At 67.8% G+C, this 13971-nt stretch carries 11 protein-coding genes; 4 read left to right on the top strand and 7 right to left on the bottom strand.

Annotation, left to right across the window (positions count from 1 at the left end; all coding sequences use genetic code 11):
• Positions 1–1485: a wax ester/triacylglycerol synthase family O-acyltransferase gene (locus tag ACWDTI_RS26755; protein ID WP_449741173.1), complete on the bottom strand. Its 1485-nt coding sequence runs from the start codon at positions 1483–1485 to the stop codon at positions 1–3.
• 138 nt (positions 1486–1623) lie between these two features.
• On the opposite strand from ACWDTI_RS26755, the gene ACWDTI_RS26750 reads away from it, so the two are divergent.
• The gene (locus tag ACWDTI_RS26750) at positions 1624–2700 is read left to right on the top strand and encodes a 2,3-butanediol dehydrogenase (protein WP_449741172.1); all 1077 of its coding nucleotides are present in this window, start codon (positions 1624–1626) and stop codon (positions 2698–2700) included.
• A 5-nt stretch (positions 2701–2705) separates the two neighbouring features.
• Here the strand turns inward: ACWDTI_RS26750 and ACWDTI_RS26745 are convergent, their stop codons facing one another.
• From ACWDTI_RS26745 to hpf, 3 genes are all read right to left on the bottom strand, one after another.
• Positions 2706–3224, bottom strand: coding sequence for an Rv3235 family protein (locus ACWDTI_RS26745; protein ID WP_449741171.1), 519 nt, complete (start codon positions 3222–3224; stop codon positions 2706–2708).
• 61 nt (positions 3225–3285) lie between these two features.
• Positions 3286–6141, bottom strand: coding sequence for a preprotein translocase subunit SecA (gene secA, locus ACWDTI_RS26740; protein ID WP_449741170.1), 2856 nt, complete (start codon positions 6139–6141; stop codon positions 3286–3288).
• A 145-nt stretch (positions 6142–6286) separates the two neighbouring features.
• Positions 6287–7081: a ribosome hibernation-promoting factor, HPF/YfiA family gene (gene hpf / locus ACWDTI_RS26735; RefSeq protein ID WP_449741169.1), complete on the bottom strand. Its 795-nt coding sequence runs from the start codon at positions 7079–7081 to the stop codon at positions 6287–6289.
• Positions 7082–7549: 468 nt separating this feature from the next.
• Here hpf and ACWDTI_RS26730 point away from each other — a divergent pair, with 468 nt between their 5' ends.
• Positions 7550–8257, top strand: a complete 708-nt coding sequence (locus tag ACWDTI_RS26730) for a ComF family protein (protein ID WP_449741168.1) — start codon at positions 7550–7552, stop codon at positions 8255–8257.
• A gap of 5 nt (positions 8258–8262) precedes the next feature.
• Here ACWDTI_RS26730 and lpqB read toward each other — a convergent pair whose 3' ends face one another.
• From lpqB to mtrA, 3 genes are read right to left on the bottom strand one after another with little or no spacing between them, the layout of a single operon-like run.
• A complete protein-coding gene (gene lpqB / locus ACWDTI_RS26725) occupies positions 8263–10020 on the bottom strand; it encodes an MtrAB system accessory lipoprotein LpqB (protein WP_449741167.1) in 1758 nt (585 codons plus the stop codon).
• Entirely contained in the window at positions 10001–11659 is a 1659-nt protein-coding gene (gene mtrB / locus ACWDTI_RS26720) for an MtrAB system histidine kinase MtrB (protein ID WP_449741166.1), read from the bottom strand. The genes lpqB and mtrB overlap by 20 nt, the downstream gene beginning before the upstream one ends.
• The gene (gene mtrA / locus ACWDTI_RS26715) at positions 11656–12333 is read right to left on the bottom strand and encodes an MtrAB system response regulator MtrA (RefSeq protein ID WP_449741165.1); all 678 of its coding nucleotides are present in this window, start codon (positions 12331–12333) and stop codon (positions 11656–11658) included. The genes mtrB and mtrA overlap by 4 nt, the downstream gene beginning before the upstream one ends.
• An 82-nt stretch (positions 12334–12415) precedes the next feature.
• On the opposite strand from mtrA, the gene ACWDTI_RS26710 reads away from it, so the two are divergent.
• Together ACWDTI_RS26710 and ACWDTI_RS26705 are read left to right on the top strand one after the other, a co-directional pair.
• Positions 12416–13051 (top strand): dTMP kinase, encoded by a 636-nt coding sequence (locus ACWDTI_RS26710; protein ID WP_449741164.1) that lies wholly within the window; start codon positions 12416–12418, stop codon positions 13049–13051.
• A 69-nt stretch (positions 13052–13120) separates the two neighbouring features.
• Complete coding sequence (locus ACWDTI_RS26705; protein WP_449741163.1) at positions 13121–13768, top strand: Rv0361 family membrane protein; 648 nt, start codon at positions 13121–13123, stop codon at positions 13766–13768.
• Positions 13769–13971: the final 203 nt, after the last annotated feature.

Raw genomic sequence — 13971 nt, 5'->3', positions numbered from 1 at the left:
TCATTCGGTCGCCGACAATTCCTCGTACGACTCCATCACGTACTCGGTCATCGCGGGCAGGTCGCGCAGCACACCGCGATCGGCGATGAAGGCGAACTGCAGGTTGTTGCGGTAGTCGATGACGCTGATCGACAACGCCCGCTGCGCCATCAGCGTCGGGATGGCGTACAACTGCGTGACCGGATGGCCCGCGACGTACCGGGCGGCGACCGGTGACACGCCCATGGCCACCGGCACGTTGTAGTTGCGTCGATTGAGGTTGCGGAACGCCCGCGAGCTGAACTCGGGGAACGGAACGACACCCAGTTCGGGGAACAGGGGACGCGGCCCCATCGACAGCCGCCGCGACGACTGCGCATACCGGTTCGCCAAGCCCGCCACCTGCGCCAGTCGCACCGCCGGATTGTCTTCGCCCACCGGCAGATCCGTCACAAAGCTGGGTTTGCCGACGGTGATCCATCGTCCATCGGCGTCGATGCGTCGTTCGATCGACGGATCACGCGCCGAGAGCGGGAGCACCACCCGGACCGTGTCGTCGGTGGCCACGTATTCGTGCAGCGACAACATCCACCGTCGCAACACTCCCGAGATGATCGCGAGCTCGACGTCGTTCACGGTGCAGTCGTAGCGTTCGGCGATCTTCGCGCAGCCGCGACGTGGCACCGACGCCACCGCGAAGATGCGGGTGGAGGTGGTCGCGTTGTTCAGCGGACTCGACGGCGCGGAATCGGTGATCTGCTGCACGATGTCGCCGAAGCGGCGCACCGCGCTCTCGGCGGTCGACCGCAGGTCGGCCACGATCGAGTTCCCGTGGATGACCGACTCGATCAGGTCGCCGGGTCGCGACAGTGCCTCGGCGAGCGCACCGAGTGCCAGCGACGCCGCGCCCGGCGGCGAGCCGGGCATCCACAGGTCCTCCGGGAGCGTCTGTGGTTCGGCGGTCTCGTCGCAGATCGCCTCGCTGATCTCGAGCGCCGACTCACCGTCGACGAGGCAGCGATGGGTCTTGGTGAGGATGGCGAGCCGGCCGTCGGGCAATCCCTCGATCAGGTACATCTCCCACAGCGGCCGGGTCCGGTCGAGTGGGCGCGACATGACCCGCGCGATCAGATCTTGCAGCTGTCCCATGTCACCGGGGCGTGGCAGTCCGGAGCGCCGGATGTGGAAGTTGATGTCGAAGTCCGGGTCGTCGACCCAGACCGGCCGGGCCAGCCCGAGGGTCACCTCCCGGACGACCTGGCGGTAGCGCGGAGCGAGTTGCAGCCGGTTCTCCACCAGGGAGACCAGACGCGAATAGTCCAGCGGCTTGACCGCAGGCACGTCCTCGGTGCTGGTCGTGGTCTCCGACGTGCTCGAACTGCCTGCGCCACCACGCTTTTCCTTGCCCGTGGCGTCGATGATGAGCAGGGCACCGAGTTGGGTCGTCGAACCGGCCTCGTCGAGGAAGTAGAACATCGCGTCGCGCGGGGACAGTCGGTTCGCCACGCAGACGATCCTATGCGCTCGATGCCGCGCCGAGGCCGTGTGGTGCAACCGCCTGCAACCGTTGATCGGGGTCGCTCGCCGGGCGCTCAATAGGCGCATCGGCCCGGAACCGGGCCACTCGACGGTGAGGAGAGCATCATGCGCGCAGCACGCTACTACGACCGGGGTGACATCCGGATCGAGGACATTCCCGAACCCGAGGTCGGGCCGGGCATGGTCGGCATCGATGTCGCGTGGTGCGGCATCTGTGGCACGGACCTGCACGAATACGCCGAAGGCCCGATCTTCATCCCGCCGGCCGGCCATCCGCAGCCGATCAGCAAGGAGAGCGCGCCGATCACCCTCGGGCATGAGATGTCCGGTGTGGTCACGTCCCTCGGATACGGGGTGGACGACCTGGCCGTCGGCGATCACGTCGTCGTCGAGCCGTACATCGTGCATGACGATGTCGACACCGGGCCGGACAGCCTCGACTATCACCTCTCGCCCGACATGAACTTCATCGGACTCGGCGGCTGCGGCGGCGGCCTCGGGGAGAAGATCGCCGTGAAACGTCGGTGGGTGCACAGCATCGCCAAGACCATCCCGCTCGATCAGGCCGCGCTCATCGAACCGCTGTCGGTCGGCTACCACGCTGTGCAGCGCAGCGGCGCGACCGCCGGTGACACCGCGCTGATCACCGGCGCCGGGCCGATCGGCCTGTTGACGGCGGCGGTCTGCAAGGCCGAGGGCATCACGACGATCATCAGCGAACCGAGCTCGTTGCGGCGCCAGAAGGCGGTCGACGCGGGCGTCGGCGACCACATCGTCGATCCGATCTCCGAGGACGTCGTGGCCCGCGTCCACGAGATCACCGGCGGCACGGGAGCCGACGCCGGCTTCGAGTGCACCTCGGTACAGCCCGCTCTCGACACCCTGTTCGACGCGCTGAAGCCGACCGGGGTGCTCGTCGTCGTGTCGATCTGGAGTCACCCGGGTTCGGTGGAGATGCAGAAGCTGGTGCTCAAGGAGATCGACATGCGGGGCACCATCGCATACGTGAACAGCCATCCGGCGGCGATCAAACTCGTCGAGGACGGCAAGGTGGATCTCGCGCCGTTCATCACGGGCCGGATCGGTCTCGACCATCTGATCGACGAAGGCTTCGACACGCTGATCCACCACAACGAGACGGCCGTCAAGATCCTCGTGTCGCCCTCGGGCACCGGGTTGTGACACCGTCAGACCATGGCGAAAGCGACCAGCTGCCAACGGTATTCGACGACCCGCGGTAGCACCGACCGGGCACCGGTGGTCGGTGTGGGGATGCGGCACGGCAACTGCTCGATCCGCCCGGCGAACGCCCTGACCCGCTCGCCGCGCCGGTAGTTCCCGAAGATCTCGGCCGCCCCGGGTCCGCACATCTGCACGTGCACCCGACGGACTCCGGCGGCGGTCGCGGGCGGTGCTGCCACCGACCGTCCCTCACCCATCGCACGAGACAGGGCCACGATCTGCTCGACGACCATCGGCACCACCCGACCGTCGAGCTGTCCGAGGCCACGGCGCCGGTCGAGCACCTCGAGCACGAGGCTGACGGTGGCGATCGCGAACTGCCGGGCCTCGACGGTCGCCGTCGTCAACGCACGTCCGCGGGCGCGGGCCGGAGGCGTGGCGAGCGCCGGTTCGCGCGGTGGCGACGGTATCGCGGGCGGCTCGTAGGGTGGCGCGGGGCGGATCAGAACTCGAGGCGTCTCCATGAGTATCGGACGCAGCGGATGCCGATCCGGTTCCACTTCGACCGGATTTGCTTCGAATGTGTCAGCGACGGCGCTTCTTGATTTTCGGGGGCTTGACCCGGTCGGCCTTGGCGCTGTCGCGGGCGGCCGCACGACGCTCCCGACGGGTCGCCGAGACCAGCGCGGGGTCCTCGAGTTCCTCCTCGGTGGAGTGCACCTCGGTGCCGCCGCCTTCGGCCGGTCCGGAGTAGGTCATCGGGACGTCGGAGGATTCCTCGACACCGACCGCGCGCAGGGCGGCGGGCACCTCCTGCTTCTCCTCGACGGCCGGCTGGGTGGACGGGGTCGCCCCATTCGACTGCTGCTGCGCCGCACTCGCGGCCGCGGCCACCTGGGCCAGTGACGGCACCGGCGGCGGCACGGGGGTCGCGGGTTCGGTCTGCACCTGCACGTTGTAGAGGAAGCCGAGAGCCTCCTCCTTGAGGGCGTCGAGCATGCCGTTGAACATGTCGAAGCCTTCGCGCTGATATTCGACGACCGGGTCGCGCTGTGCCATCGACCGCAAGTGGATGCCCTCGCGAAGGTAGTCCATCTCGTACAGGTGGTCCTGCCACTTGCGGTCGAGCACGGTCAGCATGATGGTGCGCTCGAGCTGTCGCATCGCACCCTCGCCGGCGATGCCCTCGATCTCGGTTTCCCGCTTCTCGTACGCCGTGTGCGCGTCGCCGAGGAGGATCTCCTTGAGTTCCTCGGCGCTGACGTCGTCACGTTCGCCGTATTCGTTCTCGCCCACAACCTCTTTGGGGTCGAGGTCGATCGGATAGAGCGTGCGCAGCGCGGTCCACAGCTGGTCGAGATCCCAGTCCTCGGCGTAGCCCTCTGCGGTCGCGCCGTCGACGTAGGCACCCACGACGTCGTCGATCATGGTCTGGACCTGCTCACGATGGTCCTCGCCCTCGAGGATGCGGCGGCGCTCACCGTAGATGACCTTGCGCTGCTCGTTCATCACCTCGTCGTACTTGAGGACGTTCTTGCGGATCTCGAAGTTCTGCTGCTCGACCTGGGTCTGCGCGCTGCGGATGGCCTTACTGACCATCTTCGCCTCGATCGGGACATCGTCGGGCAGGTTGACGCGGTTCATGATCGTCTCGAGCGCCGCGCCGTTGAAGCGCCGCATGAGTTCGTCGCCGAGCGACAGGTAGAACCGCGATTCACCCGGGTCGCCCTGACGGCCGGAACGACCGCGCAGCTGGTTGTCGATGCGCCGGGACTCGTGGCGTTCGGTGCCGAGCACGTAGAGGCCACCGGCCTCCTTGACGGCTTCGGCCTGCTCGGCCGCGTCGGCGCGGGCGGTCTCGATGGCCTCGGGCCACGCCTCTTCGTACTGTTCGGGCGTGTGCACCGGGTCGAGACCGGCCTTGCGCAGACGGGTGTCGGCGATGACGTCGGCGTTGCCGCCGAGCACCACGTCGGTTCCGCGGCCGGCCATGTTGGTGGCGACGGTGACCGCGCCGAGGCGCCCGGCCTCGGCGATGATCTGCGCTTCCTGTTCGTGGAACTTGGCGTTGAGCACGCTGTGCGGGATGCCCCGGCGCTCGAGCTGGCGCGACAGGTACTCCGACCGCTCGACACTGGTGGTGCCGATCAGGACCGGCTGGCCCTGCTCGTGCCGCTCGGTGATGTCGTCGGCGACCGCGTCGAACTTGGCCTCTTCGGTCTTGTAGATGAGGTCGGTCTGATCCTTGCGGATCATCGGCTTGTTCGTCGGGATCGGCAGGACGCCCAGCTTGTAGATCTGGTCGAACTCGGCGGCCTCGGTCTCGGCGGTACCGGTCATGCCGGCGAGCTTGTCGTACAGGCGGAAGTAGTTCTGCAGCGTGATCGTGGCGAGCGTCTGGTTCTCGGCCTTGATCTCGACGTGTTCCTTCGCCTCGATCGCCTGATGCAGACCCTCGTTGAAGCGGCGTCCGTCGAGCACACGACCGGTGAACTCGTCGACGATCAGGACCTCGCCGTTGCGGACGATGTAGTCCTTGTCGCGGTGGAAGAGTTCCTTGACCTTGATCGAGTTGTTGAGGTAGCTCACCAGCGGCGAGTTGGCGGCCTCGTAGAGGTTGTCGATGCCGAGTTGGTCCTCCACGAACTCGACGCCGGCCTCGTGCACACCGATCGTCTTCTTCTTGATGTCGACCTCGTAATGCACATCTTTTTCCAAAAGCGGTGCGATACGGGCGAATTCGGTGTACCACTTGCTCGATCCCTCGGCCGGGCCGGAGATGATCAGCGGGGTGCGGGCCTCGTCGACGAGGATGGAGTCGACCTCGTCGACGATGGCGAAGTTGTGGCCGCGCTGCACCAGTTCGGGCAGGGAATGCGCCATGTTGTCGCGCAGGTAGTCGAAGCCGAACTCGTTGTTGGTGCCGTAGGTGATGTCGGCGGCGTAGGCCGCGCGGCGCGCCTCCGGGTTCATCCCGGTGAGGATGACGTCGGTGGTCAGACCGAGGAACCGGTGGACACGGCCCATCCATTCGGAGTCACGTTTGGCCAGGTAGTCGTTGACGGTGACGACATGCACGCCGTCGCCGGCGAGTGCGTTCAGGTAGGCGGGAAGCACACAGGTCAGGGTCTTGCCCTCACCGGTCTTCATCTCGGCGATGTTGCCGTAGTGCAGCGCCGCGCCACCCATGATCTGGACGTGGAAGTGCTTCTGCTCGAGCACCCGCCACGCGGCCTCACGTGCGACGGCAAACGCCTCGGGCAACAGTTCGTCGAGCGACGCGCCGTCGGCGAGCTGCTCCTTGAACTCGTCGGTCTTGGCGCGCAGTTCGGCGTCGGTCAGCGCCTCGATCTCGTCGGAGAGTGTCTCGACGTGCGACGCAATCGCATCGAGTCGTTTGACCATTCGGCCTTCACCGATGCGCAGCAGCTTGTTCAGCACGGTCGATCGAGTCCCTCACTCATGTCGGTAACACGGCAGAATCCGGCCCGCGATTGCTCACAGGCCGGATCCCATGGTACCGACGTCGCCTGAACACAAGCTGATCGGCGTGCGTCCGCGTCGAAGTCATGGACGCGGGCGATCGTCAGGCGAGGCGGATCAGTCCGTAGTCGAAGGCGTGGCGCCGGTAGACGACGGACGGCTTGTCGGTTTCCTTGTCGTGGAAGAGGAAGAAATCGTGCCCGACGAGTTCCATCTCGTAGAGCGCGTCATCCACCGACATCGGCACCGCGTCGTGCTCCTTGATGCGCACGATCTTGCCGGGTTCGTGCGGCTCGACACCGTCGTCCCAGCTCCGCTCGGAGGACGTGGCGCCCGTGACGGGCTCCACGCTGACCTGGTTGGTCTTCAGCGGCGGCGCCCCCACCTCGGTGGCCTCGGCCACCGAGAGCGGCCTGCGGTTGCCGTAGGAGACCCGGCGGCGGTCCTTCACCCGGCGCAGTCGCGACTCGAGCTTGTCGACGGCGGACTCGAGCGCCGCGTAGAAGTTCTCGCCATGTGCCACCGCACGGGCCTTGGGGCCCTTGCCGATCGCGGTGATCTCCACCGTTTGACAGACCTTGGATTGCCGGCGGTTGCGTTCGTGATTCAGCTCGACGTCGAAGCGAAAAATGGTGGGATCGTACCGCTCGAGTCGGGCGAGCTTGTCGCCGACGTAAATGCGGTAGTGGTCGGGGATCTCGACGTTGCGGCCGCTGTAATCGACCTTCGCGTTGGGTTCGGCAGGTTCGGCGTTCTCCTCGGTGCCCGCGGGACGGACAAAGGCGAAATCGGGATTGAAGGCATCGTCGACGGAGTCCTGCGATGCGTCGACCGCGTCGGCGCGGGGTTCTCCGACCTTCGACTCACGATGGCCCTTGCGATGGATGACTGTTGACATTCAACTACCTCCTTCAGTTGCTCCCGACCGGCCGCGCGCCGTCAGTGCAGCCACCCGGATCGGCCCACCGGTACAGGCGGCAGAATGCCGCTGTGGGCGACGTCGCCGTCGAACGCAGGAGATGCCGGGAAGTGTGCCGCGAAAGCCCGCACATCGTGGCCTGCCTGTAGCAACGCTGCAGATCCGTTGTCGCGCTGATGATCTCGTAGTCGAATCGGGAATCGTGTGTATGCCAGCCGACGGCTGGCACTCAGGTGTAGGGGGCCTCACCTCCCTGGAAAGCTGGCGGCTACCTGCTATGCCTTCGACCGTAGCCGGAAGTTCGCCTGCAAGCCATGTTTCCACGCAAGGTGACGCGGATTCATTCGGATGTGGGGACCGAAGTCCCGACCCGGGCGTCCACAGGTCCCGTCGTCACCTGTGGACGGTGTCGGCCGGCGGGGCGTCAGGCCGTGACACCATCCGGATGTGACCGCGTGGCGTCGTTCCGGCTGGGCGGCGTCGAGGGCGGCCGAGGTCGTTCGTTCGGGCTCTGATCTGGTGATTCCGATCGTGTGCGGCGGCTGCGATCGGCCGGGTTCATCGTGGTGCGCCGACTGTGCCGCGGCACTCGCCGACGACCCGATCGCGTTGTCGCCGCGCGTCGAGGTCGGGGTGCCGGTGTGGGCGCTGGGACGTTACCGCGGCCCGCACCGGACGGCGCTGATCGCGATGAAGGAACACGGCCGACGCGACCTCACCACGCCGCTCGGGCGGGGGCTGGCCCGGGGTGTGGTCATGCTGGCGCAATGGGGAGAGCTGCCCGACACGCACAGTCTCGCACTCGTGCCGGCACCGACACGTCCGTCGTCGGCGCGGCGCCGCGGCGGTGATCCGGTGACCGCGATGGCGCAGACCGTCGCGCGTCTGCTCGGACCCCGCGTACACGTCGCTCCCCTGCTCGTCACCTCGTCGTGGTCGCGCGATTCGGCCGGCCTCGACGCGCGGAGCCGCGCACAGAACCTGTCGGGTGCGGTTCACCTGAAGGAGCGCAGGCACACCGACCGCGCCGTCGCGGCCGGGGTGATCCTCGTCGACGACGTGCTGACCACCGGCGCGACGGCCGCCGAATCGGTGCGGGTGCTGGCCGGCGCGGGTGTGCGGGTGGCCGCGACACTCGTCGTCGCCGGGGCGTGAACGCGTCAGGGCAGGACCGGGATCGTGTCCGGCGACATCGCCGACTCGACCTCGGTCCAGTACTGGTCGGGTTGCCCGTTGGTGCTTCCGAGTCGCAACACACCGCGGGTGTCCCCGGCGTAGACGGTGTTCTGGTCGGCGACCACGGCGCGCACCGGCGGCGAGAGGTTACCGCTGAGCAGACCCACCGCCGGCGTGCCGTTGATGGACAGTTGCACGACAGGCGATTCGACGGCGTCACGGGCGATCATCAGGGTCGTCGGCGACGCCCAGTCCAGCGAGACGGCCCGGTTCCCGATGTTGTAGGCGGCGATGCGCGGGCTGGTCAGTGTCACGCCGCCTTCGGCGTTCGTCGACACCACGGCGAACACCACCTGGCCGCCGACGATCATCGCCACGCGCACCCCGTCGGGACAGATCTGCAGTTCGGTGATCGGGCCGCGCACCACGGTGGCGACCGATGAGGCGTCGACCGTGGTGACTCGTTGGCCGTTGTCGGATTCGTCGCGCACCCACTGGATGGGCCGACCGTCCACGACGGCCCACATGGTGTTGCTGTCGACGCCGAACGACGGGCGGGTCAGGGTGTCCCCGGAAATCATGGTGGCCGGTTCGGTCCCGTAGGGACCGACCACCAGGTCGAGGGCCGGGCCGGGACCGACGTGCGCGAGCGCCGCCGCGACCCGCTGCCCGTCCGGGGAGATGTCCGCCGACCGCACCGCCCGGCTGGTCCCCAACGAGCCACCGACCGGGGCCGTGCCGGAATCGGTGACCTTCAGCAGCGCGCCCGAACGGATGATGTTGAGCCCGACGTCGGTGGCCGGCACCGCCGTCGGGTCGAAGGCCTTGACGTCGGCGACCTGCCATCCGGATGCCCGTTCCGGGACGAGCGGACCACCGTCGGCGTTGATGAAGTACGGTCCGCCGATGTCGGCGGCGTCGAGCGTCCAGATGATCTGAGCGGCAAGGGCGGTCCGTTCCCGCACCGGGCTGGAGCCGATTCCGGTGAGTTCGATCCGCACCCCGCCTCCGGGCAGGGCCGTGACCGGACCGCGGAGTGCGGACCCGTTCGGGAAGGCGCTGTCCACCGAGCCGTTGAGTTCGACGGACGGTCCGGCGATCAGATGGTCGATGAGGACCGTCGGTTCGGTGTCCTTGCCCGCGTAGAGCCACCGCGGGTCGGCGACGAGCCGCTGCATGTTGCGGTCGGTGAAGTAGAGCGTCACCGACCGGTAGGTCGCGTCGAACTGCCGCCGGTCGATCATCGTGCCGTTCGGTAGCGGCCCGTCGATGCGCCACTGGTCGCCGCTCTTGACCAGCGACAGCGACGTCTCGACCCGCCCGGTGGCGGGCAGCAGCTGCCCGTCGGACTTCAGCGTGCCGACGTTGTCGCCGATCAGTCGCAGCCGCACCGCCTGCTCGCTGCGCTGGTCCACGAAGACGTTGATCTCGTCGACCACCACCATGTCGCCGCGGTCGTCCCATTGCTCCGACGACGCGTTTGTCAGGAAGTTGCGCGCCGCGCGGTGACCCGAGTCGGGGTCGGCGGTGGCCTTGAGAAACGCGCGCACCAGCGATTCCGGGTCCATGTCGGCCTGCGGGGTGGGGATCGCGTTGGTGGGTCCCGTCCGCGCGAAGGCCGTGATCGGTTGAGGCGACGAGCTGTCGGGGATCGAGCTGCACGCGGCCAGCGCCAGGGCGACCAGGGCGACCACCACACCGAACAGGCGCCGCGCCGCCGGTTCACGCGGTGCCACCGCCACCTCCCTGGGCGTGGACGGACGGCTTCGGACTTCCGCCGACAGGTTTGAGCGGCAGCGGACTGCCCAGCACCTTGTGGCCGCGCACCAGCGGCAGGGTCAGGCGGAAACACGCGCCCTTGCCCGGCTCTCCCCACGCCTCCAGACGCCCCTGGTGCAGGCGCGCGTCCTCGATGCTGATCGCCAGCCCGAGACCGGTACCGCCCGACCGTCGGAACCGGGACGGATCCGATCGCCAGAACCGGTTGAACACGAGCTTCTCCTCGCCGGGCCGCAACCCGATGCCCTGATCGCGCACCGTGATGGCGACCGCATCCCCGTCCGACCGCATGGTGAGGGTGACGGGTTTGCGTTCGCCGTGGTCGATGGCGTTGGCCAGCAGGTTGCGCAGAATCCGCTCGACCCTGCGCGGATCGATCTCCGCGATGACCGGCTCGGTCGGCAGGTCGAGAACCAGCTCGGTGCCCGTCTCCTCGGCCAGATGCCGGACCGTGGCCAGCGCACCGTCGACCGGGATCGCCATGTCCATGCGCTCGGCGGCGAGCTCGGCCATACCCGCGTCGTGGCGCGAGATCTCCAGGAGCTCGTTGAGCAGCGTCTCGAACCGGTCAAGTTCCTTGTCGAGCAGCTCCACCGACCGCTTGCGCACGGGGTCGAGCTCGTCGCGGCCCTCGTAGAGCACATCGCTGGCCATCCGCACGGTGGTCAGTGGGGTGCGCAGCTCGTGACTGACATCGGACGTGAACTGCCGCTGCAGACCGCCGAACTCCTCGAGATGGGTGATCTGTTTCGACAGGCTCTCGGCCATGTCGTTGAAGGACATGGCCAGGCGCGCCATGTCGTCCTCGCCGCGCACCGGCATGCGTTCCTTCAGTCGGCCGTCGGCGAAGCGCACCGCGATCCGCGACGCCGAACGCACCGGCAGCACCACCTGCCGGGTCACCAGCCAGGCGATCGCCGCGAGCAGTCCGAGCAGCACCACGCCGCCGGTGAGCAGGGTGCCGCGCACCACGTCGACGGTGTTCTGTTCGCTGGTCAGGGGAAAGATCAGGTACAGCTCGAGGCCGGGCACCGAGGAGTTGGTGGGGGTGCCGATAACCAGGGCCGGGTCGTGACCGCCGGACTGGTTGGGGATCGACGCGTACTGGTAGGCGACCTGCCCGCCCTGCACCATGTCGCGCAGGTTGTCGGGCACCTCCGACGTCGGACCGATCCCGCTGCCGTTGCCGTCGTCCCCGGCGCCCGGCACCATCAGGACGGTGTCGAACGTGCCGACCGTGCCGGCGTTGTCGCTGGCGTCCACATCCCGGTCGGTGAGCAGCGAGCGCGTCTGCCGCAGCCGATTCTGCACAGACATGTTGCCGTCACTGCTGGACAGGTCGCGTTCGACCGCGACCCGGGCCCGCTCCACCTCTTCGGTGGCGGCCGCGAGTTTGACGTCGAGCAGCCGGTCGGTGATCTGGCTGGTGAGCACGAACCCGAGGACCAAGATCACCACGAACGACAGCACAAGTGTCGAGACGACGATCCGCAGTTGCAGGGATCGTCGCCAGATGTGACCGAGACTGCGGCCGACGCCGCTGAGGTTTCGGCTGATCCGCCCCAGGGTGCTGTTGACGCGCCGCCGGGGCCGGCCGATCACGGCGGGCCGGCCTTGTAGCCGACCCCCCTCACCGTCAGCACGACTTCTGGGTTCTCGGGGTCGGTCTCGACCTTCGCGCGCAGACGCTGGACATGCACGTTCACGAGTCTAGTGTCCGCGGGGTGGCGGTAACCCCACACCTGTTCGAGCAGCACATCGCGGGTGAATACCTGGCGCGGCTTGCGCGCCAGCGCGACCAGCAGATCGAACTCCAGGGGGGTCAGCGAGATCGGCACCCCGTCGCGGGTGACCTTGTGGGCCGGGACGTCGATCTCGACCGGGCCGATGGACAGCAGCTCCGCCGGCTCGTCGTCGGTGCGACGCAGCCGGGCGCGCACCCGGGCGACGAGTTCCTTCGGCTTGAACGGCTTGACCATATAGTCGTCGGCACCGGATTCGAGGCCGAGGACGACGTCGACGGTGTCGGATTTGGCGGTCAGCATCACGATCGGAACCCCGGAGTCCGCGCGCAGCACCCGGCAGACGTCGATGCCGTTCATCCCCGGCAGCATCAGGTCGAGGAGGACCAGGTCGGGCCGGATCTCCCGGACCGCGGTGAGCGCCTGCGTCCCGTCCCCCACCACGAACGGTTCGAAACCCTCACCCCGCAGCACGATGGTCAGCATCTCGGCGAGCGCGGCGTCGTCGTCGACGACGAGGATGCGAGGCTTCATGTTCTCAATGGTGACACTTTCGTGACCGAACCCGGCATGCGACGCGCCGGATCATCGACACGCACCCATTACGATCGCCCACGTGGGCCAACTCATTGCCGTCGAAGGGCTCGACGGCGCAGGGAAGAACACCCTGGTGAACGCGCTCGTCAAGCAATGGGAATCCGCCGGACTCCGGGTGTGGACGATCACCTTCCCCCGCTACGGCGAGTCCCTGACCGCCGATCTGGCGGCCGAGGCATTGCACGGCGAACACGGGGATCTGGCCGACAGCGTCTACGGGATGGCACTGATGTTCGCCCTGGATCGGGCGGGGGCGAACGCCGAGATCCGCGCTGCGCTCGCCGCGCACGACATCGTGCTGCTCGACCGCTATGTGGCGTCGAACGCCGCGTACAACGCCGCCCGCCTGGGCCAGGACGCGAGCGGCGAGATGGTGCGCTGGGTGGCCGATCTCGAGTTCGGCCGACTGGGGCTTCCGGTGCCCGATCGCCATGTGCTACTGGGGGTGCCGGCCGAGGTCGCGATGAGCCGGGCGACACACCGGGCCGCGACCGACCACTCGCGGCCACGCGATCGTTATGAACGCGACCAGGATCTGCAACACCGCGTCGATGCGGTCTATCGCCAACTGGCACAAGCGAATTGGATGTCAGACTGGCTGACCACCGACGCCACGGACGCTGTCGAACTCGCCGGGCGGCTGTCGGTTGAATGACGGCCCCCGCCGGTCGCTTCCGCCAGTGCGTAACCTGACAGCACCACCTCGCACGAAGGACCACCACGCATGACCTTCCCGCCCCCCGGGCACTTTCCGCCGCCCCCGACGGGGCCCGGGCAGCCCGGGTATCCGCAACAGCCGTATGGGCCGGGTCCCTACCCGATGGGACCGGCGCCGTTCGGGCCCCAGCCACCGCGCCGGCCGCGCGGGACCGGCCGCCTGGTTGCCGTGGGTGTGCTGTCGGCGGTGGTGATCTTCGCGCTGCTGGTGCTCGTCGGGTATGCGATGGACACCTCCGACGACGACACCGTCGCCACACCGACGACCGGGCCGTCGACGTCCGGGGTGGTGCCGCCGACGACCGCGCCCGACGGCACCGCGTCGAACGGCAGCGAGGCCGACCTGGCCGGCATCCGTGCGGCGATGCAGAAGTTCGTGGACGCGGTCAACGCCCGCAACGTGCAGCAGATCCAGGCCGCGGTGTGCACTCAGGTCCGGCCGCAGGTGATCAAGCCGGTCGACATCACCGGCAACGTCGTCTTCGAGGGCCTCGGAAAGGTCACTGTCACCGGTGATTCCGCGCAGTCGCAGGTCATCACCCACCTCGAGGTCGGTGCTCGCCGGTCCACCTCCAAGCAGGAGGACGAGAGCTTCGTCCGCGAGAACGGCACCTGGTTCGTGTGCCCCGGTGCCGAGCCGGACATCGGTACATAAGCCCCGAAAGCCGACGTCCCAACGTGCCCAGGACGAACGTTGAGTGGGCGCCGTTTTCGGTCGAGTGGGCGCTGCCCGCCACGTGGCAGTACCCAGTCGACGAAATTCCGGTAGGTGTCAAGCTCTGGTGAGTCACTCAGGGGGTTTTGGTCAGGCAGCTTTCTCAGAGGTTGCCTGTGATGGTGGTGGGGTGGTGGGTTCGT

This window comes from Gordonia sp. NPDC003424 (assembly GCF_053588655.1).
Note: the sequence above shows the minus strand (reverse complement) of the source record. Positions and strands in the feature narration are given on the sequence as shown.

Coding starts and splice junctions, on each gene's coding strand:
- ACWDTI_RS26750 (WP_449741172.1), top strand. CDS start 1,624: ATGCGCGCAGCACGCTACTACGACCGGGGTGACATCCGGATCGAGGAC.
- ACWDTI_RS26745 (WP_449741171.1), bottom strand. CDS start 3,224: ATGGAGACGCCTCGAGTTCTGATCCGCCCCGCGCCACCCTACGAGCCG.
- hpf (WP_449741169.1), bottom strand. CDS start 7,081: ATGTCAACAGTCATCCATCGCAAGGGCCATCGTGAGTCGAAGGTCGGA.
- mtrA (WP_449741165.1), bottom strand. CDS start 12,333: ATGAAGCCTCGCATCCTCGTCGTCGACGACGACGCCGCGCTCGCCGAG.
- ACWDTI_RS26705 (WP_449741163.1), top strand. CDS start 13,121: ATGACCTTCCCGCCCCCCGGGCACTTTCCGCCGCCCCCGACGGGGCCC.